Genomic DNA, 25808 nt, shown 5'->3' with positions numbered 1-25808 from the left:
TGCTTAATCGTTTATTGGTGCTATAAATGTAGTTTCAAATCTATCCAGGACCTTTCCATCCGATATCAGTTTGAAACCGATGTCTGACTTGTATTTCTTCAAAGCCGATTGAGGCATGATCACAAAGAAAGTCAGCTTTGCCACACCGCCATAGGCGATGGAATCCTGTTTCTGGATATACTGAATTTTGGTGGACGGATCATCCGGAATGATCTCAAACTTCAATGATTTATTAGTTTTATTGATCAGCTCTGCATTGTATAGATTGCTGACTTCCTTTTCTTTCTCCCGCATCTGATAAAGCGTGCCCCCTGCACGTAAAATCGTGGTTTTGACCTCACTTCTCACGATTAAAAGGTAGCTCAGGACCGCCATTAAAACCAGCAGTACCCCGGTATAGGCATACACCCTTTTATTGAGATGGAAACCCTGTTTGAACTTGATCTCATCATCAGATTTAAACCCGATCAGGCGTGTTGGGCGGCTGATTTTTTCCATCACCATATCACAGGCATCGATACAGGCCGTACAGTTCACGCATTCCAGCTGAGTACCATTCCTGATGTCGATTCCGGTAGGGCAGACCTGTACGCAAAGTTTGCAGTCGATACAGTCGCCGATTTGGTTTTCTGCTTCTTTAACGCGCTTCCCGCGAGGTTCCCCGCGTTCATAATCATAAGCAACGATGATGCTCTGGTTGTCCAGTAATACGCCTTGCAGACGGCCATAAGGGCAAACCACGGTACACACCAGTTCCCGCATTCTGGAAAATACCAGGTAAAACACGATGGTAAATACGCAGATGGCGATAAAGCCGCTTAGATGCATGGATACCGGTTCCGTCATGATGCTGATCAGCACAGAAGAACCGATCAGGTAGGAGAGGAAGATGTTGGCAATCAGAAAAGAAATTGCCAGGTAGATCCCATGTTTTAACCCTTTTTTAAAGACCTTTTGTCCGGTCAAAGGACCATCATCCAGTTTTTTACGTTTATGGTGGTCGCCCTCAATCCAGATCTCTATCTTCCGGAAAATCATTTCCAGAAAGATCGTCTGCGGGCAGGCCCATCCGCAAAATACCCGTCCAAAGACGACGGTAAACAGTACGATGAATACAATGAAAATCAGCAAAGCCAATACGAAGAGGTAGAAGTCCTGAGGCCAGAAGATGACACCAAAGAATACAAACTTCCGTTCCAGTACATTTAAAAGGACCAATTGCTCCCCATTTAACTTAAGAAATGGGGCAGCAAATAGTAATGTCAGGAAAAAATAACTGACGATGGAGCGGTATTGATATAATTTCCCCTTGATCACATGAGGATAAAGCCACTTACGGCTTTTACCATCATCGGTAAGGGTGGAGATCTGATCTCTGAATTGTCCGGGACTTTGCGACGACATATTAATCTTTTTTGCCCTGTGGTGCTTTCGCGCCTGCAGGATTACTTCCTTTTAATGACAATACATAATTGGTGATGTCTGAGATTTGTTTGGCATTCATGGATTTCTCCCAGGCTACCATTCCTTTCTCAGGAACACCATATTTGATCGTTTTGAACACGTCTTTTACGCCTCCGCCGTGCAGCCAGAATTCATCGGTCAGGTTGGGGCCAACGCCGCCTTCTCCATTTGCCCCGTGACAAGGCGTACAAACGGTTTTAAATAAGGCAGCTCCTTTTTGGATCACCTCTTTATCATTGCTTTGTTCGATATTGCTTTCATTGATCTGAGGGCCTGCGGCACCTGGTTTCTGAAGAAAGGCAAGGCGGTCGTCTGCGGCCTGCTGGAGTTCGATCGCATATTCTTCTTCCTGTGATTTTCCCCAGTTGAAGACATGATAATTGAGCATATATCCGATGGCGAAAATGATGGTTCCGTAAAACAGTACGCTAAACCAGGCCGGGGTAGGGTTGTCCAGCTCCGCGATGCCGTCAAATTCATGGTCCATCATCAGGTCTTTCTCCTCTGCCATAGGTTTTAAGCCCATGAGTTTGGTCCAGATGGAAGGTTTTGCTTTTTCCTCCGCCTCACGCTTTGCGGCCAGTAAGCGGAATTGTTCTTTCTCTTCTTCAGTTGCAAATGGGGAAGGGCTGATGCTTTCCTTAATAAAGATTTTGATGACCTTCAATACCTGTAAGGAAACGATAAGGATGAGCGCTGCAACAAATAGCAGGGCCCAGATAAGTAGATCTGTCATTACTCGTCGTCTTTTAAAGGTAATTCACTCATATATTTTATTTCGTCTTTTTTCATGGTCAGCAGGAGAATGCCGACCAGTAAGAAAAAGAGCATGAAAATCCCCAGAGAAGTGAGTAAATACACCTGGCTTCCATCTACTTGATTTAAAAATTGCTTAAACATGGTGTTGTTGTTTAGATTTTACTTTGCTTTAATATCCGTTCCCAAACGTTGCAGATAGGCAATCAGCGCAACGATTTCTTTATCACTTTTCACTTTGATGTTGTTCTTCTGAAGGTCTGCCGCAATGGCTTTGGCCTGAATGTCCAGGTCGCTGTTGGCCGTATGCTCATAACCCTCTTCGTAAGGAACACCCAGACTGCGCATCGCATTGATCTTGCTGATGGTTGTCGTCGTGTCGAGTTTTTGGGTAATCAGCCATTCGTAAGGAGGCATGATACTTCCCGGCGACATGGTCTGTGGGTCCAGCATGTGGTTGTAATGCCATACATTGCCATATTTGCCACCTTCACGCTGTAAATCTGGTCCGGTTCTTTTGGATCCCCATAAATGTGGATGGTCGTATACAAACTCTCCTGCTTTACTGTATTCTCCATATCTTTCTGTTTCTGAACGGAAAGGACGGATCATTTGAGAGTGACAGCTCACACAACCTTCACGGATGTATAAATCACGTCCCTGTAACTCCAGAGGAGTATAAGGCTGCACGCTGGCAATGGTAGGGATATTAGATTTGATCGTAAAGGTGGGCATCATTTCGATCATTCCACCAATCAGGATCACCACTAAGGAAAGCACCATGAATACCATTGGTTTACGTTCCAGCACCCGGTGTAATTTTTTCTCAGATCCCTGAGGAACATAATCTTTCGCCAGTGGCATTGCTTCAGCAGGCTCATTGGCAACCAGTTTTCCGAGACGAACCGTTCTGATCAGGTTGTATGTCATCACGATCACACCGGCAAGGTATAAAGCACCACCGATCGCTCTCAATACATACATCGGAAGGATCTGTATGATCGTTTCCAGGAAGTTTGGATACCTGAGCATTCCATCGGCGTTGAATTCTTTCCACATCAGACCTTGTGTGAAACCGGCGAAATATAAAGGCACTGCATAAAATATAATTCCCAGTGTGCCAATCCAGAAGTGGAAGGAAACCAGTTTTTTAGAGTATAATTCCGTTCTGTAAATGCGGGGGATCAACCAGTATAAAATTCCGAAGGTTAAGAAACCATTCCAGCCTAAGGCACCTACGTGTACGTGTGCTACTATCCAGTCGGTATAGTGGGCAATCGCATTGATTTGTTTTAAGGCAAGCATCGGTCCTTCAAAGGTGGCCATACCATAAGCGGTAATGCCGACCACCATAAATTTAAGCCTGGAATCTTCTCTTACCCTGTCCCATGCACCGCGCAGGGTCAGCAGTCCGTTGATCATACCACCCCAGCTCGGTGCAATCAGCATGATCGAGAACGCAACACCCAACGATTGGGCCCAGCTTGGTAAAGACGTATATAATAAATGGTGTGGGCCAGCCCAGATATAGATGAAGATCAATGACCAGAAGTGAAGGATACTCAGTTTATAAGAGTATACCGGGCGCTGGGCCATTTTTGGAAGGAAATAATACATCATTCCCAGGTAAGGGGTGGTCAGGAAGAAAGCAACCGCATTGTGGCCATACCACCATTGCACCAGTGCATCCTGAACCCCTGCATATAAATAGTAACTTTTAAAAGCAGATACCGGAAGCTGGAAAGAGTTCACGATGTGCAATACCGCAACTGTGACAAATGTGGCGATGTAAAACCAGATGGCCACATACATGTGTTTTTCTCTCCTTTTGATAATCGTACCAAACATATTGACCCCAAAGACGACCCAGATCAGCGTAATGGCAATATCTATCGGCCATTCCAGCTCTGCGTATTCGTGGGAGGAAGTGAATCCTAATGGAAGGGTAATCACCGCCGAGACAATGATCAGCTGCCATCCCCAGAAGTGTATTTTACTGAGTACATCACTGAACATCCTCGCTTTAAGGAGTCGCTGCAGGGAGTAATAAACGCCCATAAAAATGGCGTTACCCACAAAAGCAAAGATCACCGCATTGGTGTGTAATGGCCTGATCCGGCCGAAAGTCGTGTACTGGGAGCCCATGTTTAATGCAGGCTTGAAGAGCTGCATGGCGATGAGCAATCCGACCGTCATTCCGATGATGCCCCAGACGATGGTGGCAACTGCGAAGTTCCTGACGATTTTGTTGTCGTAGTAAAATTTATCAGTCATGTTAAAATAATGAGTGGTTGTTTATTGTTTGTAAAATTAGGGCGGTGTGTGTGACTATAGAATGACAGGGATTTCCACTAAGTGTGATCTTCGTCACTTTTTATGTCCTCCTTTACAGGCTGGACCTCATCATCGAACAGGATGCGCACCGAAGGGGTATAGGTATCATCGTTCTGCCCCGTTCGGCTGGCCCAGAAAAAGGCCAGCAGGAAGATCAGTGCAAGCAGGATGCTGCATCCGATCAGAAAGTAAATGATGTTCATAGCAATTGGTTTTTCTTCGCGTACAGTCTTGCTGCAATGCTGGTGAATAGAATGATCGTAACGGTACTAATCGGCATTAGCACCGCTGCAATCAGTGGAGAAAGCATGCCCTGAACGGCAAAGTACAAGCCCAGCGCATTATAGGTCAGGGAAATCGCAAAGCTCATGTGAATCACTTTTACCGCATCTTTTGCCTGCTGAATAAATTGCGGGATCTTATAGAAGCTCCTTCCGTCGAGAATGGCGTCACAACCCGGAGAGAAGTTATTGATGTTGTCCGTTACCGCAACACCAAGATCGCTCTGTTTTAAAGCTCCGGCATCATTCAGGCCGTCTCCAAACATTAAGACTTTCCTGCCGGAGGATTGAAGCCGAACAATATAGTCCAGCTTATTTTGCGGACTTTGCTTAAAATGCATCTGTTGTGCACGGGGGAAAAAGGGGATCAGTGTTTGTTTGTCCTGATCCTGATCACCGGAGAGCAGGTGAAGGTCCGCGGCTTTACCCAGCTTAAAAATCAGCTCTTTGAACCCAGACCTCCACTGTTGTTCAGAACAAAAGAAACCCCGGTACTGCTCATTGATAATGATATGTACGACTGCTCCTTTTGCCGGCTGTTGCATCTCTAAGCCCAGGAAGGAAGCACTTCCCAGTTTTAAGGTATTGCCGTTGACCGTTCCCGTAATTCCGCGGCCTACTTTTTCCATGTATTTTCCAACGGTATATTTCGCAGGCCTGTTCAGCCATTTGACCAGCTCCCTGCTCAGGGGATGTCCGGAGTTTCTGGCGAGGTCATTGATCAGCTGTTTCTCCTCTTCGGTAACAGATCCTTCAAAGGTAAATCCGCTGACATCGGGATTGGTGATCGTCCCTGTTTTATCAAATACATAGGTATTGATGCGGGCCAGTTCTTCGATCACGGCGGTATTCTTCAGGTAGAATTTATTCTTGTCGAAAATGCTCAGTACGGCAGCAAGTGTAAATGGAGAACTTAAAGCCAGGGCACAGGGGCAGGCAATAATGAGCACCGCAGTAAAGGAAGCCACCGCTTTTCCGGTATCTCCTTTAAACATCCAGAAAGCCGCCGCGCCGATGGCAATACTCAGCAGCACAATGCTGAAGTATTTACTCGCCCGGTCGCTAAAGGTTCTGATGCGGTTTTTCTCTCCAAAAAAGGCTTCATTGTTCCACAATTGGGTGAGGTAACTTTGAGAAACAGGCTTTACGACTTCCAGTTCCAGTGCGCCGGAAAGTTGTCGGCCGCCAGCATACACCACTTCTCCCAATACCTTTTTTACCGGCTGGGATTCGCCTGTTACGAAGCTGAAATCCATTTCTGCATCTCCTTTTAATAAGATGGCATCTGCCGGAATGATCTCGTTGCTGCGGATCAGGATGCGGTCTGCAACCTTCAGCTCATTCAATGGAATCGGTTTTTCGCCATCTTTTCCGATCAGCGTAACGGCAACCGGGAAATAAGAACGGTAATCACGTTCAAAGGAAAGGTGGTGATAAGTATGCTGTTGCATCCATTTCCCAACGAGCAGGAAAAATACCAGTCCGCAGAGCGTATCTACGAAACCGGCTCCTGTATTGCTCCCGATTTCTGCAATAGAGCGGATAAACATCACGGCAATCCCTAAAGCAAGCGGAAAATCAAGGTTTAAGATGCCGTTTTTTAAATTGTTCCAGGCCGAGATAAAGTAATCCCTCCCGCTATAAAATACGACAGGGATGGAAAAAGCGAGGTTCATCCATCCGAAGAAAGATTTGAACTCCTGATCCAGGTTTGTAATTCCGAAATAATCCGGGAAGCTAAGCAGCATGACATTGCCAAAGCAGAAACCCGCGACCGCAATTTTAGTGATCAGGTTCCTTTCAGAATGGTCAGATTTCTGCTTTTTTACCACATCCTGTAAACTGATCAGGGGCTCATAGCCAATGGCTGATAAGGTTTCCACAAGTTGCCGCAGGGACAATTCCTTGTTTTTATAGGTGACCACCACCTGCTTTTTCAGGAAATCGATCCTGGATTGAAGAATGCCGGGCTTTATTTTATGGAGATGTTCCAGTAGCCAGATACAGGAGCTGCAATGGATGGCAGGAATATATAAGGTAATGACACTGATTTTTTCATCACTGTAATCCAGCAGATTGGCAGCAATACCTGCTTCATCCAGGTACTCAAAATGCTGCGCTCCGTTCTTTTGTGTTTGCCCCGGAACATCGTTGTAAGCGTAATAGTTCCCAAGGTCATGCCTCGATAAAAGCTGATAAACACCCTGGCATCCCAGACAGCAAAAAGGCTTGTCGTCCAGCGTGTAAGGGCTTTTTGGGAGGTCGTCACCACAATGGTAACATTGGGTTTCCTGGGCTATGGTTTTCTGTGCTAACATAAGGAAATTCGATATTTCCAAAGTTCCGGCTTCCGGTTATAGATAAATATGACGAGCGTCACTTTCTCCCTTGATACAGATCAGAAACCATTCCGAAACCATCATAAGCATACCTCTTACAAACAGGAATGACTATGCTTATCTTCGCTTCATTACCTTTAAAAAACAAATATAATCCTGATGAAAAATAGAAGTTATGACATCTTTTAAAGTAATTTTAAATATGAAAATTAAAACCCCCATATTTATATCATCAACCAACAAGTAAGAGCGAGTGATAGATTAAGAAATCAGTCTCAGTCTGTAACCTGTAAAAGAGGATAAAACAGGCTTATGATGGTTTCTTAAGCCATGAAAAGAAGTATTTACTAAGAAAAACAATAGCATACCAGATGAATTATAGGGAAATATTAGACCAGTTGAGATCGCACGTTGCCAACGTATTCCATGCAAAAAACGATGTCAGACTTATATATCATAACCTAAACCATACCGAACAGGTTGTAGAGAATGCGGTGAAAATCGCCAATCACTATCAGCTTTCAGATGAAGATTTTTTTATTGTTACCGCTGCCAGCTGGTTCCACGACCTTGGTTACTTTTTCGATTGTCAGCAACATGAGGCCAGCGGGGCAGGCCTCGCTACGGAATTCCTGAAAGAGAAAGGCGTTAGCGCAGAAGTGATTGATAAAGTGATCAATTGTATCCTGGCCACCAAAATGCCCCAGAGCCCTGAAGGACTTTTGGAACAGATCGTTTGCGATGCAGACCTTTATCATTTAGGCAGCAACAGCTTTAAAGAAAGAAACAAACTCATGCGTAAGGAAGCGGAAGCTTTCTGCGACCGGGCACTGGATAAAGATGAATGGAGATTGAAAACCATCGCTCTTTTTAAAGCACACCATTACCATACCGCTTATTGTCAGAACCTCCTGAATGCAAAAAAAGCGGAGAACCTGGCCGAATTGGAGCATAAAGCAGTAGCCGCACAGAAGGAAACGGCAGTTGTTGCTGTGGCCAGTGAGCCTGTTGAACCTTCGGAAACGAAAAAAGATAAAAAGAAAAAGAGCGACAGGCCGGAAAGGGGAATTGAAACCATGTTCCGGATCACTTCTACCAACCATCAGCGCCTGAGTGATATGGCCGACAATAAGGCGCACATCATGATTTCTACCAACTCCATTATATTGTCGGTGATCCTGAGTATTCTGTTAAGAAAACTCGAAGACAACCCGCACCTGATCATTCCTACCTTAATATTACTGGTGATTTGCGTGGTGACCATGGTGTTTTCCATTCTCGCAACACGCCCTTCTATCCCAACAGGGGTATTTACACCTGAAGACATCAATAATAAAAAGGTCAACCTTTTGTTCTTCGGTAACTTTTACCGCATGAGCCTTCCTGATTATGAAGGAGGAATGATAAAAATGATGGAAGACCGCGATTTCCTTTATGGAAGTCTGATCAAAGACCTTTACTCCCAGGGGGTAGTTCTTGGTCGTAAATACCGTCTTTTAAGGATCGCCTATAACGTATTTATGTTTGGAATTGTCATCTCAGTAGTGGCCTTTATCCTGGCTTCGTTCCTGGTTACTTTATAATATGGAGTCTGCTGTATTTTTTAACCGGGATTTAAGCTGGCTGAGCTTTAATGAACGGGTGCTGATGGAAGCTTCCAAAGCTACAGTGCCCATTCTGGAACGCATTAAATTTCTCTCGATCTATTCTTCCAATCTGGATGAGTTTTACAGGGTGAGAATGCCGGTCCTGATGTGGGACTTTGAGCTGGCGAAACAGAAGATCAACCAGCAGCAGCAAAAGTTTGGCGAGATCATGGTGAAACAGATCCTGCCTGAACTGGAAGCTCAAAATATCCATTGGTTATACAATAAACCTATTCCTGCATCCATTTCCGCGCAGGTTTCAGACATCTTCTTTAATGAAGTGCTTGCTTATATTCACTCGGTTTGTATTGACCGCGACCTGACGGACTTCTTTGCCGAAAACAATAAACTCTACCAGGTTATCATTTTAAGGGATCAGCAAGGTACGGAACGCATGGAGCTGATCAGTATTCCTTCGGAGGTCTTGCAGCGCCTGTATGCGATTCCTGCCGGAGAAGAACAATATGTGGTGTTTCTGGAAGACATCATCAAACATCACCTGGCTTATCTGTTTCCTCATGATGTGATCCATGGTGCTTATAACCTGAAGATCACCCGGAATGCCGCTTTAAAGATAGGGCAGGAGTATGCCGAAGACATCACCATTGCCCTGGAAAAACAGCTGGAGACCCGTGATTTTGGTTTTGCTACCCGCTTTCTTTATGAACCGGGAATCCCGTTGAGAAACATATACCGCGTGATCCATGCCCTGAACCTGCATAAAGCAGCAGTGGTGGAAGGCGGAACTTACCATAATTTAAAAGACCTCAATAACTTTCCATTGGATGGCAAACAGTTCGGATACCCGAAATGGCCTGCTGCGGTGGCAGAGCGAATTGCAGAAAAAGACACGCTTTTTAACCATATCCTGCGGAAAGACATTTTAATCAATGTTCCGTACCAGAATTACGACGCGGTACTCCGCTTTTTCAATGAAGCTTCAAATGATGTTTCCGTAGAGGAGATTTATGTAACCCTTTATCGGGTAGCCAGCAATTCCAGGATCGTCAATGCACTGATGACTGCCGCGAAAAACGGAAAGAAAGTTGTGGTCCTGGTAGAACTGAAAGCGCGTTTTGATGAAGCAAACAACATCAAATGGGCCAAGCAGATGAAGGCGGCGGGGGTAAGGATTGTCTATAGCAATCTGGACCTGAAAGTCCATGCCAAAGTAGGCCTGGTCAAACGTACTATTGAAGGAGAAACTCAATACCTTGGTTTACTGGCAACGGGTAATTTAAACGAAAGCACGGCGAAATTCTATACCGATCATATTTTGCTGACTGCACATCAGCCGATGCTGCAGGAACTGGAATCTTTATTCGGCTTTTTAAGCAAGAAGAAGAAAACTCCTGCCGATGAAGATCAGATCTCATTTGAACACCTGCTGGTGGCACAGTTTAACCTGCAAAAGGTCTTTCTTGACCTGATTCAAAGGGAAATTGACCATGCAGAGCAAGGATTGCCTGCCAGCATTGTCATCAAAATGAACAACCTGGAAGAACAGGTGCTCATCACTAAGCTCTATGAAGCATCACAGGCAGGGGTAAAGATCCAGCTCATCATCCGTGGCATTTGCTGCCTGGTTCCAGGACAAGCCGGACTGAGCGAAAACATTACTGTAAGGAGGATTGTTGACCGTTATCTGGAACATGGAAGGATCTTTATCTTCCACAATAATGGAGAAAACGACATCTATATGGGCTCCGCCGACTGGATGAATAGAAATATTTATAGCCGGATTGAGGTGTGTTTTCCGTTATATGACGCTGATTTGAAACGTCTGATTATGGAAATTATTACCTTGCAGCTTCAGGATAATGTGCAGGCGGTAAATATCAGTGCGACGATGCAGAATGAAGCGCTTAATGGCCCAAACCCATTGCGTTCTCAGGAAGCCATTTACCAGTTGTTACAAAAGTTCAATGTTAATTAATGAACGTATTTTATGAAAAAAGTCTATACTAAACTATTCTATATTCTTCCGTTGCTGGCCTTATTAATTTTTTATGCCTGCAAACCCGTAGCCTCTAAATTCAGCAGCCCCGCAGGTTACAACCTGGAGAAACCTGATAAGTTCAACATGCCCGAAAGCCTGCTGGAAATTTCCGGCATCACTTTTTATAAAGGGCAGCCGGATACCGTTTATTCCATTCAGGATGAAGATGGAAAGGTATTTCGCCAGAAATGGGACATCAAAGACCAGAAAAATGTGCGTTTTGCAGCTAAGGGGGATTATGAAGACATCGCGATCTTAAAAGAAAAGATCTTTGTATTGAAAAGCAATGGGCATCTTTTCTCCTTTCCCTTTGCGGAAGCGGTTAAAGAAGAGGCAGAACACGTGAAACACAGCAAAGGACTGGTCCCGAAAGGAGAGTATGAAAGCTTATATGCCGACGAAGAAAACAGCAAGGTTTATATATTGTGTAAATCATGCCCGGTAGATAAGAAGAAGAAAACGACAACAGGTTATGTACTCAATTATAAAGCTGAAATCGATAGCCTGATTCCGGAAAGTACTTTCAGCATCGACCTGGAGCAGATCAAAGCGATGAACCCTAAGCTTAAAGCTAGTTTAAGCCCTTCTGCACTGACCAAAAACCCGAAGACCAAAGAATGGTACATTCTCGCATCGGCCAATAAATTGTTATTGATTGCAGATGAAAACTGGAAAGTGAAAGCAATTCACCGCCTGAGCTCTTCACTCTACAACCAACCGGAGGGGATAGCCTTCGACAAAGACCTGAACCTGTATATTTCGAACGAGGGAGATGAGCTGACCAATGGCAACATCCTCAAGTTTAAGTATACTGCCACAGGCAAATAGTACGGAAAAATAAATAATACAACAGATGCAAGCGATCACGCTGGATTTAAATAATAGTATTGTTGGATCAGGGGAAAGACCGGTTGGCGCAGACATAAAACTCTCGCTAAGGCCTTTTATTGCCTATGTAGAGAACATGGCAAATACGGAGAAAACCGCAAAAATCAACTTTTATAAATACATTCTCGAGCAGTTCAAGCAGTTTCCTGAATTACAGCAGCCAATCCCGAAGGAAAATGTCCATCGGTATAATGTGCTTTTTGAATTGATCTATACGGCATTATCACCGATTATAAATGAAGAGAAAGAGCATTTATGGGCCATCAGTACACCATTGATGCCTTGCTTTCATTATGGGACAAATGCTTTTTATAATATATTGCTGGAGCCTTCCACCTGCACATTGAAAGCGGATTTAAGTCTGCCTTCGAAGCTGGAAATGGAGAAGAGCCTCTTATCGGCATTTTATAACCTGGTACTCCGCCGTTTTTACAATTTCTCTCTGACGGCTAATGAGTTTACGGTTAAATCGATCATCGATCCGGAGACAAAACTGCCCAAGTATTACCGTTTAATTATAGATACCAGATTTCTGGAGATTACCGCAAATGTGGAAATGCCGGAATACGACCTCAATATTGTAAAAGACTATATTCAGGATGAAAACAATACCCTGGACATTCTAACGAAGTTAATTCCACCGGAAATCTTTACCATAGAAGGAATTTCTATTGTGACGATGGTGGATGTGACGGGTGAATACGTGCTGGAATCGATCAAAAACATCATCATCGAACACCATGAGTCTAAGGATGTAAACCACAGTAAAGAAATTGCTACGGCTTTAAAGACCCTGGTGGGAACTGAAAAGCTGGAATTTGGAATGCTGCCTTATACTAAGCTGAACAATAAGCTCCTGGTAAATGAAAAATCAGGTTTCTACAGTACACTGATCAAACTGGCCGAAGAAGATGGCTGGAGATATGAGGATGAACTGAACCTTATTGAAGAGTACCTGAGCAACCCAAGGACGATGATCTTTCCGGAAATTACCCTGGAAGACCAGGAGAAATACCCGATGCTGCGCCTCCTTTGGGCAAAAGGAATCAAAGCTTATGGGCTCTTTCCTTTATATTATAATGCAAAACTGGTGGGATGCCTGGAACTCTATACTGAAGATCCGACCCAGTTTAACGGAAGTACCCTGACCAAGATCGACATGGCCTTCCCATTACTGGCACAACTATATCAGGACATCATTACCGACTTCAACCAGGAGATCTCCGATATCGTAACCGATAAATTTACGGCCCTGCAGCCTTCTGTGGAATGGCGTTTCCATCAGGCGGCCTACCATTACCTTCAATCCGGAGGTAAGGCGAGAAACCTGCCCGTAGAACCCGTTTTCTTTAAAGATGTACACCCTTTTTATGGTGCGGTAGACATCCGGAATTCCAGTATCCTCCGCAATATGGCGATTAGAAAAGACTTATATGTTCATTTCGAAATCCTGGAAAAAACGCTGGATGCAGTGAAGGAAAAGGTTTGTCAGCTGCCGGATGAGGACATTCCGCAACAATATCAGATCTGGAATAAAGAACAGTTTGAAGAACTTTCTGACCGCGAGATCCTGAAAACAGAAGATTACCTGCAACGCCAGATTCCATATGCACTGACGCATTTAATGGAGAGCTATCCCGAGCTGACAGAAACCGTGGACGAGTATTTCAGGCTCACAGCGGTTGATGGAAAGAGCTACGAACACAGGGACCGCTATGAAAAAAGCCTTCAGATGATCAACCTGGCAGTAACCAGGCATTTGGATGAGTTTAACAGAGAAATTCAACGCATTTACCCTTGCTATTTTGAGAAATTCAGAACAGATGGGGTAGAGTTTGACATTTACCTGGGCCCCTCAATTGCGCCGGATAAAGAGTTTTCGGAAGAGATCCTGCATGAATTTCGCCTCAAACAACTGAAAGTCCTGGCAGAAGTGGCACAGACGACCTTTAGTCTGGCACCTTATTTCTCTCTGCCGCTGGAAACGACACAGCTGATCTTTGTCTATGAAAAATTGATAGACATTAGTTTCAGGATCGATGAGCAACGTTTTGATGTGGAAGGAAGTTATAATATCCGCTACCAGATGGTCAAAAAACGGATCGATAAAGCACATATTAAAGATACGATGGAGCGGATTACCCAACCCGGAAAGATCGCAATTGTGTACTTTAATAGCTGGGAAGCACACGAATATGTAGGATATATTAAAACTCTTCAGGATATTGGTCTTTTAAATGACGATCTTGAGTATCTTGATATTGAAGAGCTACAAGGAGTAGAAGGATTAAAGGCCCTTAGAATAGGGGTAACGCTTAAACATTAACATCAACCATGCGTTTTAAAAAGGAGCTGCAAGCGGCATTATTAGTAAACCTGGCTCTTGTAGCCATTGCTTCGCCTGGCATTGCACAAAATGCAGGTAAAGCAGATTCAATTACAGTGGCTATTGCTCCTGAATATGATAAAGTAAGTGGCTTTCACCGCTTCTGGCTGGGAGAAAGCTATCGCAAAATATGGGCAACGCCGGTAAAATTGCGCATCATGGACCTTCAGAAAGAAAAAGGAGGGCTCACGATTACCAAGCTTGGTGGCGGAATGCAAACCCGGTCCCTGCGTCTAAAGGATGTTTCCGGGAAAGAATGGGTCTTGAGGACCGTTCAGAAGTATGCCGATAGAAGTTTGCCGGAAAACCTGAGGGCCACCATTGCAAAAGACATTACACAAGATCAGGTCTCTACCAACCATCCTTTTGCTTCGTTAATCGTTCCAACACTGGCCGGAGCATTAGACCTGGCCCATGCAAAACCGGAAATTGTATATGTAGGAGATGATCCCGGACTGGGCGAATACCGGAAAGACTTCGCCAACGCGGCCTATGTGTTTGAAGAAAGATCTCCTTTTGAAGAGAAAACCGACAATACAGAAAAAGCACAAAAAAAGATTCTTAAAGACAACGATACCCATGCAGATCAGAAAATGACGCTCAGGGCCCGTTTACTGGATTTCTTATTGGGTGATTGGGACAGACATGAAGACAACTGGCGCTGGTCTGTAGATAAAACTCCGGACGGAACGACTTATAGTCCCGTTCCCAGAGACCGTGATAAAGTATTTTATAAAACTTCAGGCGTGTTTCCCTGGGTGCTTACCCATCAATGGCTGAAATCACACTTACAACCTTACTCCCCAACGATCAGAGATGTGGAGCATTGGAACTTTAATGAACGGTATTTTGACCGCTTCTTTTTAAATGAACTGACAGAACAGGATTGGAAAGAGCAAGTGAAAGTAGTGCAGTCTAAAATGACCGATGAACTGATCGCCAAATCTTTCAGAGAGATGCCGGAGCCGATATTTAAACAATGCGGCGCGGAGCTGATTGGCAATTTTACCTCAAGGAGAGACCAGCTGGAAACCCTGGCGCTGAAATATTACCGATTTTTATCCATCAATGTAGATGTTCCCGGATCAGAAAAAACGGAATATTTTGATGTGAAACATCAGGAAAATGGCATGGTCAGGCTGCATGTGTACAACATTAAGAAAGATGGCACAAAAGGCCGTCTGTTCTTTGACCGCACTTTCGACCCAAAGGTGACTAAGGAAATCAGGTTGTTCGGATTGGGAGGAAAGGATGTTTTTGATGTTCATGGCAAGGCCAACTCTACTATAAAAGTAAGGATGATCGGTGGGGATGAGGAAGATCAGTTTAAGGTAGCAGAAAACGTAAGCAACAAATCAGGTCTTTTTATTTACGACCGTAAAGATGAGATAAACCAGCTTCCGGAACAGGGATTTGCGAAACTCAGACTGGCAAAGGATACCGCCGTAAACCAGTTTAATAAAACCGGATTTCTGTACGACAGGTCCGGGATCTTGTTTGACCTGAACTATAACATTGATCAGGGCGTACAGATTGGCCTGGGCTACATCATAGAGAAACAAGGATTTAGAAAAGAACCTTATGCCTCTAAACAAGAGATTTGGGCACATTACTCTACCGGCAGGAAATCTTTTATTCTGGATTATGCAGGCGATTTCAAGAAAGCAATAGGTAACAACGACCTCAAGGTAACGGTCAATATGTTGGGCCCCAATAATTTAAGTAACTTCTTTGGCCTGGGGAACAATACCGCCTATGTGAAAGATCGGGAAGATGATCATCATGAGGAGGAGAACGATAAAGAAGATGGGATTTCTTATTACCGGAACCGTTATAACTATTTGAATGCCAATATTAAACTCAAAAGAGACCTCGATAAATTCTGGAGCGTAGAAGGTGGATTACTGCTGTCTTATTATGCAAGTGAGCGTTCAGAAAATGACGAACGTTTCCTCTTTGATTATGACCTGGCCAATCCCGGACAGGATGTCTTTTCTAACCGCTTCTATGCCGGATTAACCGCCGGATGGTCTTACGATACAAGGGATAATATCGCCATTCCTAAAAAAGGGGTTTTCTGGAAAACCACACTTTCTGCCCAGCAAAGGGTTACCGGTGATGATCAGCGCTATGGCATTCTGACTTCGGAATTTCGCTTTTACCTCAATCCCGGGAAATCCGGATTGGTGATCGCGAATCGGATTGGTGGAGGAACAACTGTAGGTAATCCTGCATTCTTTCAAAATATTCAGCTGGGAGGGGTAAACAGCCTTCGTGGATTCAACAGCAGGAGGTTTACAGGACGTACAGGTGCCTATCATAACCTGGACCTGAGGTTAAAACTCTTCAATTTTACCTCTTACCTGGTTCCGGGGACAGTAGGAATGATCGGTTTTAACGATGTAGGCCGGGTTTGGCAACCTGGAGAATCCAGTGGCAGATGGCACCATGGTTATGGTGGTGGTCTGTACATTATGCCGGGAGATCAGATCCTGATTCAGGGCACAGTAGGTTTCTCTAAGGAAGCAACAATGCCTTATTTTTCAGTAGGTTTTAATTTTTAACCTGAAATATCCGGTTCTTTTGTAAAGCGCAGGAAACAAAGTAAGTTTGAACACGTTCTATATATTACAAATTATATCATCAAATGAAATTATTAAAAAGCTTTTTACCCGTTACTTTATTGTTGCTCAGCACACAAGTGGTGAGCGCGCAATTTAAATTGCCGACACTTCCATATGCTACCAATGCATTGGAACCTGCTATCGATAAGCAAACGATGGAAATTCATCATGGTAAACACCATGCTGCTTATGTAAATAACCTCAATGCAGCCTTGAAAGGAGCTTCCGCTGAAGGAAAATCATTGGCAGACCTGCTTGCACAGGTATCTAAGTATCCTGCTGTAATTAGAAATAATGCAGGTGGACATTTTAACCATAGCTTGTTTTGGCTGGTCATGGCACCTAAACCAAAGCCTGTTTCCCCGGCATTTTTGAAAGAAATGAATGCTGCCTTTGGTACTATGGATAAGTTTAAAGCCGCCTTCGCAGATTCTGCAGCCAAAAGGTTTGGCTCAGGATGGGCATGGCTGATTGTTCAGAATGGAAAATTGAAAATTACCACTACGGCAAATCAGGACAATCCTTTGATGGATGTAGTGGCGGAGAAAGGGAAACCAATTCTCGCACTGGACGTTTGGGAACATGCTTATTATTTGAAATATCAGAACAAACGCCCGGATTATATCAATGCATGGTGGACTGTAGTGAACTGGGCAGAGGTGGAGAGAAGGTTTAATGAAGTGAAAAAGTAAGCATGTCTGTTCGCAGACTGAAATACCTGCCCTGAAAAAGGGCAGGTATTTCGAGGTCCGCTCACAGAACGCATACTTTTTCCTGCGCCAAACCTGGATAATGTATAAAGGAGAACGTATATGAAGGATTCTTTTAGGGACAATATTTTAAGCCGTATCATTTAGATACGGCTTTTTTTATGCGCTGAATACAAGGTTGTTGGCACTTCCTGAAATAAAATTTGGGAAGTGTAAAAATGTTTATATGTTTGTGATAATATAGAACAGTATAGAATAGTACGGTACTGTAAGTTTAATCACAATATCAACCAAAATATAAACCAAACCAACTAATCAAAAATGCGTATGAAATTAAAAATGACCCTTAAAGTATTAATGCTATGCGCTGTATGTGGAGGGCAGATGGGCATTAACAATGTCGTTAATGCCCAGTCTGTACAGAAAACAACAGAACGGGTAACGGGAAAAGTAACAGACGAAACCGGTGGGGGGCTGCCGGGAGTTTCCGTTACGGTTAAAGGAACAGGGGCTGCTGTTTCTTCTGATGGATCCGGAAATTACAGCATCAATGTTTCCGGGAAAGGCGTATTGCTGTTTTCATTTACAGGGTACATCAGCCGGGAAGTTGCGGTAAATGGGGGAGCAAAAGTTAATGTACAGCTTCAGGTAGATCAAAAAATATTGGAAGAGATTGTCGTGGTTGGGTATGGCCAGCAGAAAAAGGTAACGGTAACCGGATCTGTTGCCACCTTAAAAGGGGATGTTTTGCGACAAAGCCCTGCGGCCAATCTGAGTAATGCCATTGCAGGACGTATTCCGGGGGTGATCGCTTCCAACCGTTCCGGAGAACCGGGCAATGATTTTTCCACCTTGCTGATTCGGGGTAAAGGAACATTGAACGACAATAGTCCGCTGATGGTAATCGATGGGGTAGCCAACAGGGGGGCATTTGAAAGGATCAATCCTGATGATGTGGAAAGTATTACCGTGCTGAAGGATGCTTCTGCCGCGATTTACGGTGCCCAGGCAGCCAATGGTGTGATCCTGATTACGACCAAAAGAGGGAAAGTTGGAAAGCCGACGGTTACTTATACCGGGAGTTATGGCTTTACCCAGCCTACACAATTGCCGAAATTGGTGGATGCCGGGCAGTACGCCACTTATATCAATGAGGTAAACGACCGTTTGGGACAGCCGCATCAGTATTCAGATGCAGATGTACAGAAGTATAAAGATGGAACCGATCCCCTGAATTTTCCCAATACAGACTGGTATGATGCAGTGCTAAAGGATTTCTCCCCGCAGACCCGTCATGCCATTAGTTTGAGTGGCGGAAGCGAAAAGATAGACCATTTTATTTCCGGAGAGTACCTGAATCAGGATGGGATCTTTCATAAATCTGCCACGAAATACAAACAATACAACCTGCGTTCCAATGTCAGTTCTCAGGTGAGCGATCACCTGAAGCTGTCATTGAATGTTGCAGGTCGGATCGAAGACAGGCGTTATTCCAACTATAGCAGCGGGTCGATCTTTGCAGAAGTGCTTTCGGCCTATCCGACTTTGCCTGCCTATTACCCAAATGGTCTTCCCGGGCCTGGGCTTGCCGGTGGACGTAACCCGGTATTAATGGCTTCAGGGGCGACAGGTTATAATAAAACGAAGGATTATTCCCTGCTTTCAGATGCCTCCTTTAATCTTAAAATGCCATACATCACTCAGGGCCTGTACCTTTCCGGACTTGCCGCTTTTGATTTCCGCTTTCGCAATGGCAAGAAGCTCTATGACAACTGGGATGCCTTTCGTTATAACAAAAATACACAGGAATATGTGAACCTGAGGGATACGGAAGGGCCAATTAACCTGAACGAAGATTTCAGAAACTACCAGCTCTCGACTTACAACCTGAAACTGGGTTATGAAAGGAGCTTTGGCAGACATCAGGTGACGGCTTTCGCTGCATTTGAGCAAAGCGAAAACTATGATGAAGGAATCAGTGCTTACCGTACAGGTTATTTAAGCAGCAAAATTGACCAGATATTTATAGGTGGGGACAAAGACAAGAACAACGGCAGTGTGGCCTCGCAATCTGCACGCAGAAATTTCTTTGGCCGTTTTACCTACAGTTATAAGGAGCGGTATCTTGCGGAAGTCATTCTACGTCATGATGGCTCTTTCAACTTTCCTAAAGGCAAACAATGGGGCACTTTTCCAGGAATTTCCCTGGGATGGAGAATCTCTGAAGAGGAGTTCTTTAAGCAGAATGTCAGCTTTGTAAACCAGCTGAAACTGAAGGCTTCATGGGGTAAACTTGGGAATGATAAAATTGCACCTTATCAGAATTTACAGCAGTATAACCTGGATGGTGGCTTTTACTTTGGGCCGGATAGCGAGAAACAGCAGGGCTTGTCTGCAGGAGTAGCCCCCAATCCCGGAATCACCTGGGAGGTGGCCAACAATACCAATGTGGGGATAGAGTCTTCCTTCTTTAACGGGGATTTGAACTTCAATGCAGACTATTTTGTCTCCAAACGTGACCGCATCCTCATTGCCCGGAATGCTTCAGTTCCTTCGAGCACCGGGCTGACAGGGAAGTTGCCGACAGAAAATATCGGAAAAGTAAACAACAGGGGTTTTGAGCTGGAATTGACATACAGACATGCCATCAATAAGGATTTCTCTTATCAGCTTGGTGGGAATTATACTTTCACGAAGAATAAAGTCGTGTTTATGGACGAGGCAGCCAATGTACCGGAATGGCAAAAAATCCAGGGGCATGCCATGGATTCCTGGCTGGTTTATCAGGCAGAGGGAATCTACCGGACACAGGCAGAGATCGACAATTCTGTGCATTTGGCAGGCACCAAACCCGGTGACATCCGCTATAGAGACATCAACGGAGATCAAAAGATCACTTCCGACGACAGGATCCGCATCTTTGAAAGCCCGACACCCAGTAGTGTATTTGCCTTTACTGCCGGATTTCAATACAAAGGAATTGGACTGGACATCCTCCTGCAAGGCCAGGGAAAGGCCCGGCAGCTGATTTTACCACAGCAGGGCAATGCCATCACACCTCCCGTTTGGTTGTTTGAAGACCGCTGGAGTGTCAATAATCCGGGAGGGAAATATCCTGCCTCATTTGACCGTAATGATGCCATAAATAACCGCTATTCCGACTTCTGGCTCCGTAATGCCGCATTTCTAAGGCTCAAAAATGTAGAGCTTTCTTATACTTTTCCTAAAGAGCTGACCTCTAGGTTAAGCCTGCAGCACCTGCGCCTCTTTGTGAACGGCAGTAACCTGTTCGTGTTCAGCAAGATCAGGGATTATGATCCTGAACTCAATGCCGTAACCGGAAGTTATTACCCGCAAACCAGAATTGTAAGCGCAGGAATCAATATCTCTCTTTAATCCTAAATGAAACAATAATGAAGATGAAAACTATATCTATATGCTTTTTGGGCTTATTGCTTTTAACAAACCTGAATTCCTGTAAAAAGGATTTTCTGGACAGAAAGCCCCTGGATACCTATTCAGAGCTCGATGTCTGGACAGATCTGAACCTGATACAGACCTTTATCAACTCCAAATACCGCGCTTTACCGCACTTTTATAACTGGGGGGCAGCAGTAAATGGCCCGGGTTTGTCCGCCGCATCTGATGAAGGTTACTCCAAGTTTAACTACGAAAGTGTCTTTTTATGGAATAAAGGAGAAATTAGTCCCGACAACCTTTCTATGGACAGCTGGACCCCGGATTATGGCTTTATACGGGATTGTAACTCCTTTTTTGAGAAGATAGGAGCAGTGAAAGGGGATGAGGGAATCAAAAAAAGGATGACCGGCGAGATGAAGTTTATCAGGGCCTGGTGTTATTTTAACCTCATTTCCCGCTATGGTGGTGTACCACTGATCACTAAAGTCTATAGCCTTTCTGACCCTGATTTCCTTGCAGCGAGAAATTCATACGCAGAATGTATGGCCTTTGTTGTAAAGGAACTCGATGAGGCGATTCCCATGTTGCCGGACAGTTACAGCGGTAAAGACCTGGGCCGGGCAACCAAAGGAGCCGTTCTCGCCTTGAAATCCAGGGCATTGCTTTATGCCGCAAGCGCCTTGAACAACCCCTCCGGCGACAGGGCGAAATGGCAGGCAGCAGCCGATGCCACCAAAGCCATGCTCGATGCACCTGGCTTTGGGTTATACGCCGGATCAGACTATAAACAACTGTTTTTAGAAAAGTTCAACCGCGAAATTATCCTGTCTTACGGGATGAATGGTACAGATTGGGAATCTTCACTTGATGTGATGATCGCACCAAACGGATACCATGGCTGGTCTGTTTATGCACCTTCCCAGAACCTTGTCGACGATTTTGAGATGAAAAACGGAAAGATGATTAATGATCCGGCATCGGGATATGACCCCACCAATCCGTATTTAAATCGGGATCCCCGTTTTGATGCCACGATTATTTTCAACGGAACGCCATTTAAGGGACGGAAAGCAGAGTACTTTAAAGGTGGTTTAGATAGCCCGCAGAGCCCCGTGGAGAACTGGAACGCCAGTCTGACGGGATACAACTGGCGCAAATATGCGGATGAAACGCATGATATGGATGCGACCGGAAGTACACAAAACTGGGTCATCTTTCGCCTGGCAGAAGTCTATTTAAATTATGCAGAAATCCAATATGAACTGGGAAATGAACCCGAAGCGAGGAACTATCTTAACCTGGTTCGCAGCAGGCCATCGGTAAATATGCCTCCAGTTACTGCCGGATCTACCGCGCTCAGGGATGCGATCAGACATGAACGGGAGATAGAATTATGCTTTGAAGGACATCGTTTTTATGATGTACGCAGGTGGAAAATTGCCGCTGCTTCAGAGAATAAGCCAATCCGGGCAGTGAACATCACTAAAAACCAGAACGGTTCCTTTAGCTATGATTACTTTGATTTGCAGCCGCGCAAGTTTCTGGAAGCCAATTATTTGTTTCCCATTCCCAGATACGAAACACAAAAGAATAAATTGCTAAGCCAGAACCCCGGATATTAATCTGAAGAAAAACGTTACGGCGTATCCATGCCGTAACGTTTTTAATAATTGGAATGTTAAATTTGTTTTCCTGATCCTGATCAGGCCCGCAATTAGATAAGATATATGAGGAATGTTTTTGAGAAAATACAAGAGCTGGAAGTAATTCCGGGTTATTCTAAACACGAGCAGTTGGTTCAGGGCTTTATTAACTCAATTGACAGTAAGATTCTGGTGAAAGGGGATCAGCTTCCTTCTGTAAACGTCATGATCAGGGAAACCGGATTTGCCCGGGAAACCATCGTGAAAGGGTATAAGGAGCTGATTGAGCGCGGGATCATAGAATCTAAAAGAGGAATGGGTTATTACATTTCTAATGTAGATACCGGTCAGCCTTTAAAGCTTGCACTGGTCTTATATGCCTTTGATTCCATTCAGGAAACCTTTTACAATGCCTTTAGAGACCTTCTTGTGCCGAACATTCAGATTGATGTTTTCTTTCATCACCAGAATATTGATACTTTCGAAAGCATCATCAATAACATCAGCGGGAAATATGGAATGTATGTCGTAACGCCGATGCCTCATCCTAAAACAGCAAAGATCCTAAAACTGCTTCCGCTTCATAAAATGCTGATGATAGACCGTTTTGAACCCATGCAGGGGGATTTTTCCTACCTCAGTCAGGAGTTTGAGGAATCCAGTTACCGGGTATTTGTCGAATTGCTGGATACGATCAGAAAATTTGATGAAATGGTCTTCTTTTCCCGGCCCAATTCAGACCTGCCGATTGAAATCATGAAAGCCTTTAAAAGGTTTGTAAAGGATTATGATATCAAATATCAGGTAAAAAAGGAATATCTGCCCGGTTCGGTAGAGCAGGGGAAAGTCTATTTTATTTGTAACGACAGGCAGCTGTGGATGATGCTTAAAGATTGTGAAAATCAAGGTATTGTACTCGGAAAGGACGTCGGTATTTTATCTCAGGACGATGACCCCATTAAGGAAATCATTTGCGGGGGCATCACAACTTACTCTACAGATTTTAACCTGATGGCACAGAAAGCAGCACAATTTGTTGTTGGTCAGGAAAGAATCCGGGAGGTGATACCTACGGTACTCAAGAGGCGGAAATCTCTTTAACAATTTCATTTTCAGTTAATAACCGGTAATGGCCTTGGCCATTGCACAGGCGATGTTGTGATTTTTTTATTTTAACCCATTTAACACATTGAAATGATGAAAATTAAATTGAAGCCCTTGAAGATCTGTTTAAGCCTATTGGTCCTGATGACCATCCGGAACCTGGTTTTTGCCCAACAGCTGGACCTGCCGGTTCAGACAGACCGCTGGGAGATCCGAAAGGACGGCAGTATCTTTTGGAAAATTACAGACCGCTTGCCCCATGCCGATCATATTGAAATGAGCGGACAGAAGGTTTCTCTATGGCTGCAATACGAAGTAGATGCAGAAAAAAGGCTTCATTTGAAGCGTACGGTGGTGTTTCCAACCTTTAGAATGAAGCCCAATGATACCCACTCCAGTCTGATGCAGGTGATCAGGGATGAGGAGCTTCCACAGATTTTTGTAGATGGAAAACCGATGAAAGAGGAACTCTTTAACGGCCATCAACTGAAAGGTTTTTCAAATGTCCTGACCGGAATCCGGCTCGACGGAAGGATGGAGGTTTACAGTAAGACAGGCGAAAAAGGACTTGTTACAATGAAAAGAACATTGTTTCCTGCGGTTAGTCAGCCTATCGCTATAGAACAGTTGGTTTTTGTAAATCAAGGACTTAAGCCGGTCAGGATTTCAATGGTCCATCAGTTTAGGGACATCCTGATTGATACCTCCAGGGCCTACCTGAAGCCACATCACATCATCCTCCGCTCCGCTGCAAGCGGAAAACAACTCGTTAAACCCGGTGATTCTATCAGCTTTTCGATCAGCTATCAGGCCGCTGCCAATGCAGCAGCTACAGTTGACATTGATGTGCTTGCGGAAGAATCCAAAAGACAGGCCCGCATCGGAGAAATCGCTCAAAAACTGCAGCTGATCACTCCGGAACCCATTTTAAACACGGCTTTTGCCTTTGCCAAACTCAGGGCGACAGAAAGTATTTTTAACACGAAAGGGGGCCTGATGCATGGTCCGGGTGGTCTTTCTTATTACGCAGCCATCTGGGCAAATGACCAGGCAGAGTATGTAAATCCCTTTTTTGCATTTTTAGGTGACGACCTCGGAAATAAATCGGCCATGAATGCCTACCGCATGTTTGCCACCTATATGAACCCTGAATACAAACCCATTCCCAGCTCGATTATTGCGGAAGGAGAGGGCTTTTGGAACGGGGCCGGCGACCGTGGTGATCAGGCCATGATCGCCTATGGTGCTTCCCGTTACGCTCTTGCGAATGGAAACATTGATTCCGCACGTGTATTGTGGCCTTTAATTGAATGGTGCCTGGAATATTCCAGGCGAAAGCTGAATAAAGATGGGGTAGTGGCCTCTAAAAGCGATGAACTGGAAGGGAGATTTCCTGCCGGAGATGCCAACCTGTCGACCAGCTGTTTGTATTATGATGCTTTGATCTCGGCTGCAGAGCTGGCTCCTTTGCTCAATAAAGGCGTAAAGACACAGCAGGCCTACCGGAAACAGGCAGAAACACTGAGGCTTGCAATAAGCCGGTATTTTTCTGCCAATGTAGAAGGATTCGAGACCTACAGGTATTACAAAGGCAATGAGGTATTGCGTTCCTGGATTTGTATGCCACTTACAGTGGGCATTGAAGACCGGAAAGAAGGGACCATTAAGGCATTGTTTTCCTCCAGGTTATTCACCAGCGATGGCCTCCTGACACAATCCGGAGACAAGACCTTCTGGGATCGGGCCACTTTATACGCTTTAAGGGGGATTCTATCCGCCGGAGAGACCGAAGAAGCCATGGCTTACCTCAGGTATTATTCCAGAAGACGCCTGCTGGGCGAACACGTTCCATATCCTGTAGAAGCCTTTCCGGAAGGCGGACAACGACATTTATCCGCAGAAAGCGGCCTGTATTGCCGGGTCTTTACCGAAGGCCTGTTTGGCATTCGCCCGCTGGGTTTTGACCGTTTTAATTGTACGCCGAGGATGCCGGAAGGATGGAATCAGATGGCTTTGCGCAACATTCATTCCTTTGGAAGTACGTTTGATATGGAGATTTCCAGAATAGGTAAGAACCGCATGCGGATCAGCATCAAAAAGGAAGGAAAAGTCAAACAATACCTACTTAAAAACGGTACTACCCTCTTACTTAAAGTTTAGATCCTGCCTTTGCTTTTGTCCCGCCAGCTGATTAGCCGGGGCAAAAGCAAAATG

Annotated in this window: 16 protein-coding genes; 10 read left to right on the top strand and 6 right to left on the bottom strand. The window is 44.6% G+C overall.

All coding sequences use genetic code 11. The annotated features are described in order from the left end of the window. Positions 1–3 precede the first annotated feature (3 nt). The 6 genes from ccoG to DBR43_RS01525 form a co-directional block, all read right to left on the bottom strand. Positions 4–1404, bottom strand: coding sequence for a cytochrome c oxidase accessory protein CcoG (gene ccoG / locus DBR43_RS01545; protein WP_124577260.1), 1401 nt, complete (start codon positions 1402–1404; stop codon positions 4–6). Between the two features lies 1 nt (position 1405). Next, positions 1406–2200 carry a cbb3-type cytochrome c oxidase N-terminal domain-containing protein gene (locus DBR43_RS01540; protein ID WP_124577259.1) on the bottom strand — a complete coding sequence of 265 codons (795 nt, stop codon included), beginning with the start codon at positions 2198–2200 and terminating at the stop codon, positions 1406–1408. Beyond that, the gene (locus DBR43_RS33135; protein WP_167353165.1) at positions 2200–2364 is read right to left on the bottom strand and encodes a hypothetical protein; all 165 of its coding nucleotides are present in this window, start codon (positions 2362–2364) and stop codon (positions 2200–2202) included. Before DBR43_RS33135 ends, DBR43_RS01540 begins: the two co-directional genes overlap by 1 nt. An 18-nt stretch (positions 2365–2382) precedes the next feature. Continuing rightward, positions 2383–4494 (bottom strand): cytochrome-c oxidase, cbb3-type subunit I, encoded by a 2112-nt coding sequence (ccoN, locus tag DBR43_RS01535; RefSeq protein ID WP_124577257.1) that lies wholly within the window; start codon positions 4492–4494, stop codon positions 2383–2385. Positions 4495–4571: 77 nt separating this feature from the next. Next, complete coding sequence (ccoS, locus tag DBR43_RS01530) at positions 4572–4757, bottom strand: cbb3-type cytochrome oxidase assembly protein CcoS (protein WP_124577255.1); 186 nt, start codon at positions 4755–4757, stop codon at positions 4572–4574. Then, complete coding sequence (locus DBR43_RS01525; RefSeq protein WP_124577254.1) at positions 4754–7153, bottom strand: heavy metal translocating P-type ATPase; 2400 nt, start codon at positions 7151–7153, stop codon at positions 4754–4756. Before DBR43_RS01525 ends, ccoS begins: the two co-directional genes overlap by 4 nt. 392 nt (positions 7154–7545) lie before the next feature. Between DBR43_RS01525 and DBR43_RS01520 the strand changes: the two genes are divergently transcribed. The 10 genes from DBR43_RS01520 (at position 7546) to DBR43_RS01475 (ending at position 25754) form a co-directional block, all read left to right on the top strand. Further along, a complete protein-coding gene (locus tag DBR43_RS01520; protein ID WP_124577252.1) occupies positions 7546–8757 on the top strand; it encodes a Pycsar system effector family protein in 1212 nt (403 codons plus the stop codon). Between the two features lies 1 nt (position 8758). Then, positions 8759–10756 (top strand): polyphosphate kinase 1, encoded by a 1998-nt coding sequence (gene ppk1 / locus DBR43_RS01515; RefSeq protein WP_124577250.1) that lies wholly within the window; start codon positions 8759–8761, stop codon positions 10754–10756. A gap of 12 nt (positions 10757–10768) precedes the next feature. Next, positions 10769–11647: an SdiA-regulated domain-containing protein gene (locus DBR43_RS01510; protein WP_124577248.1), complete on the top strand. Its 879-nt coding sequence runs from the start codon at positions 10769–10771 to the stop codon at positions 11645–11647. A 25-nt stretch (positions 11648–11672) separates the two neighbouring features. Beyond that, the gene (locus tag DBR43_RS01505) at positions 11673–14033 is read left to right on the top strand and encodes a GAF domain-containing protein (RefSeq protein ID WP_124577246.1); all 2361 of its coding nucleotides are present in this window, start codon (positions 11673–11675) and stop codon (positions 14031–14033) included. An 8-nt stretch (positions 14034–14041) separates the two neighbouring features. After that, positions 14042–16657, top strand: coding sequence for a BamA/TamA family outer membrane protein (locus tag DBR43_RS01500; RefSeq protein WP_124577244.1), 2616 nt, complete (start codon positions 14042–14044; stop codon positions 16655–16657). Between the two features lie 83 nt (positions 16658–16740). Next, positions 16741–17409 (top strand): superoxide dismutase, encoded by a 669-nt coding sequence (locus tag DBR43_RS01495; RefSeq protein WP_124577242.1) that lies wholly within the window; start codon positions 16741–16743, stop codon positions 17407–17409. Between the two features lie 345 nt (positions 17410–17754). Next, entirely contained in the window at positions 17755–20823 is a 3069-nt protein-coding gene (locus DBR43_RS01490; RefSeq protein ID WP_158622397.1) for a SusC/RagA family TonB-linked outer membrane protein, read from the top strand. 23 nt (positions 20824–20846) lie between these two features. Further along, a complete protein-coding gene (locus DBR43_RS01485) occupies positions 20847–22469 on the top strand; it encodes a RagB/SusD family nutrient uptake outer membrane protein (protein ID WP_124577238.1) in 1623 nt (540 codons plus the stop codon). Between the two features lie 105 nt (positions 22470–22574). Continuing rightward, on the top strand, positions 22575–23591 hold the full coding sequence (locus DBR43_RS01480) for a substrate-binding domain-containing protein (protein ID WP_124577237.1): 1017 nt from the start codon (positions 22575–22577) through the stop codon (positions 23589–23591). A 93-nt stretch (positions 23592–23684) separates the two neighbouring features. Next, the gene (locus tag DBR43_RS01475) at positions 23685–25754 is read left to right on the top strand and encodes a hypothetical protein (RefSeq protein WP_199756929.1); all 2070 of its coding nucleotides are present in this window, start codon (positions 23685–23687) and stop codon (positions 25752–25754) included. Positions 25755–25808: the final 54 nt, after the last annotated feature.

Origin of the sequence: Pedobacter sp. KBW06, from assembly GCF_003852525.1 — a bacterium.
GTDB lineage: Bacteria > Bacteroidota > Bacteroidia > Sphingobacteriales > Sphingobacteriaceae > Pedobacter.
Note: the sequence above shows the minus strand (reverse complement) of the source record. Positions and strands in the feature narration are given on the sequence as shown.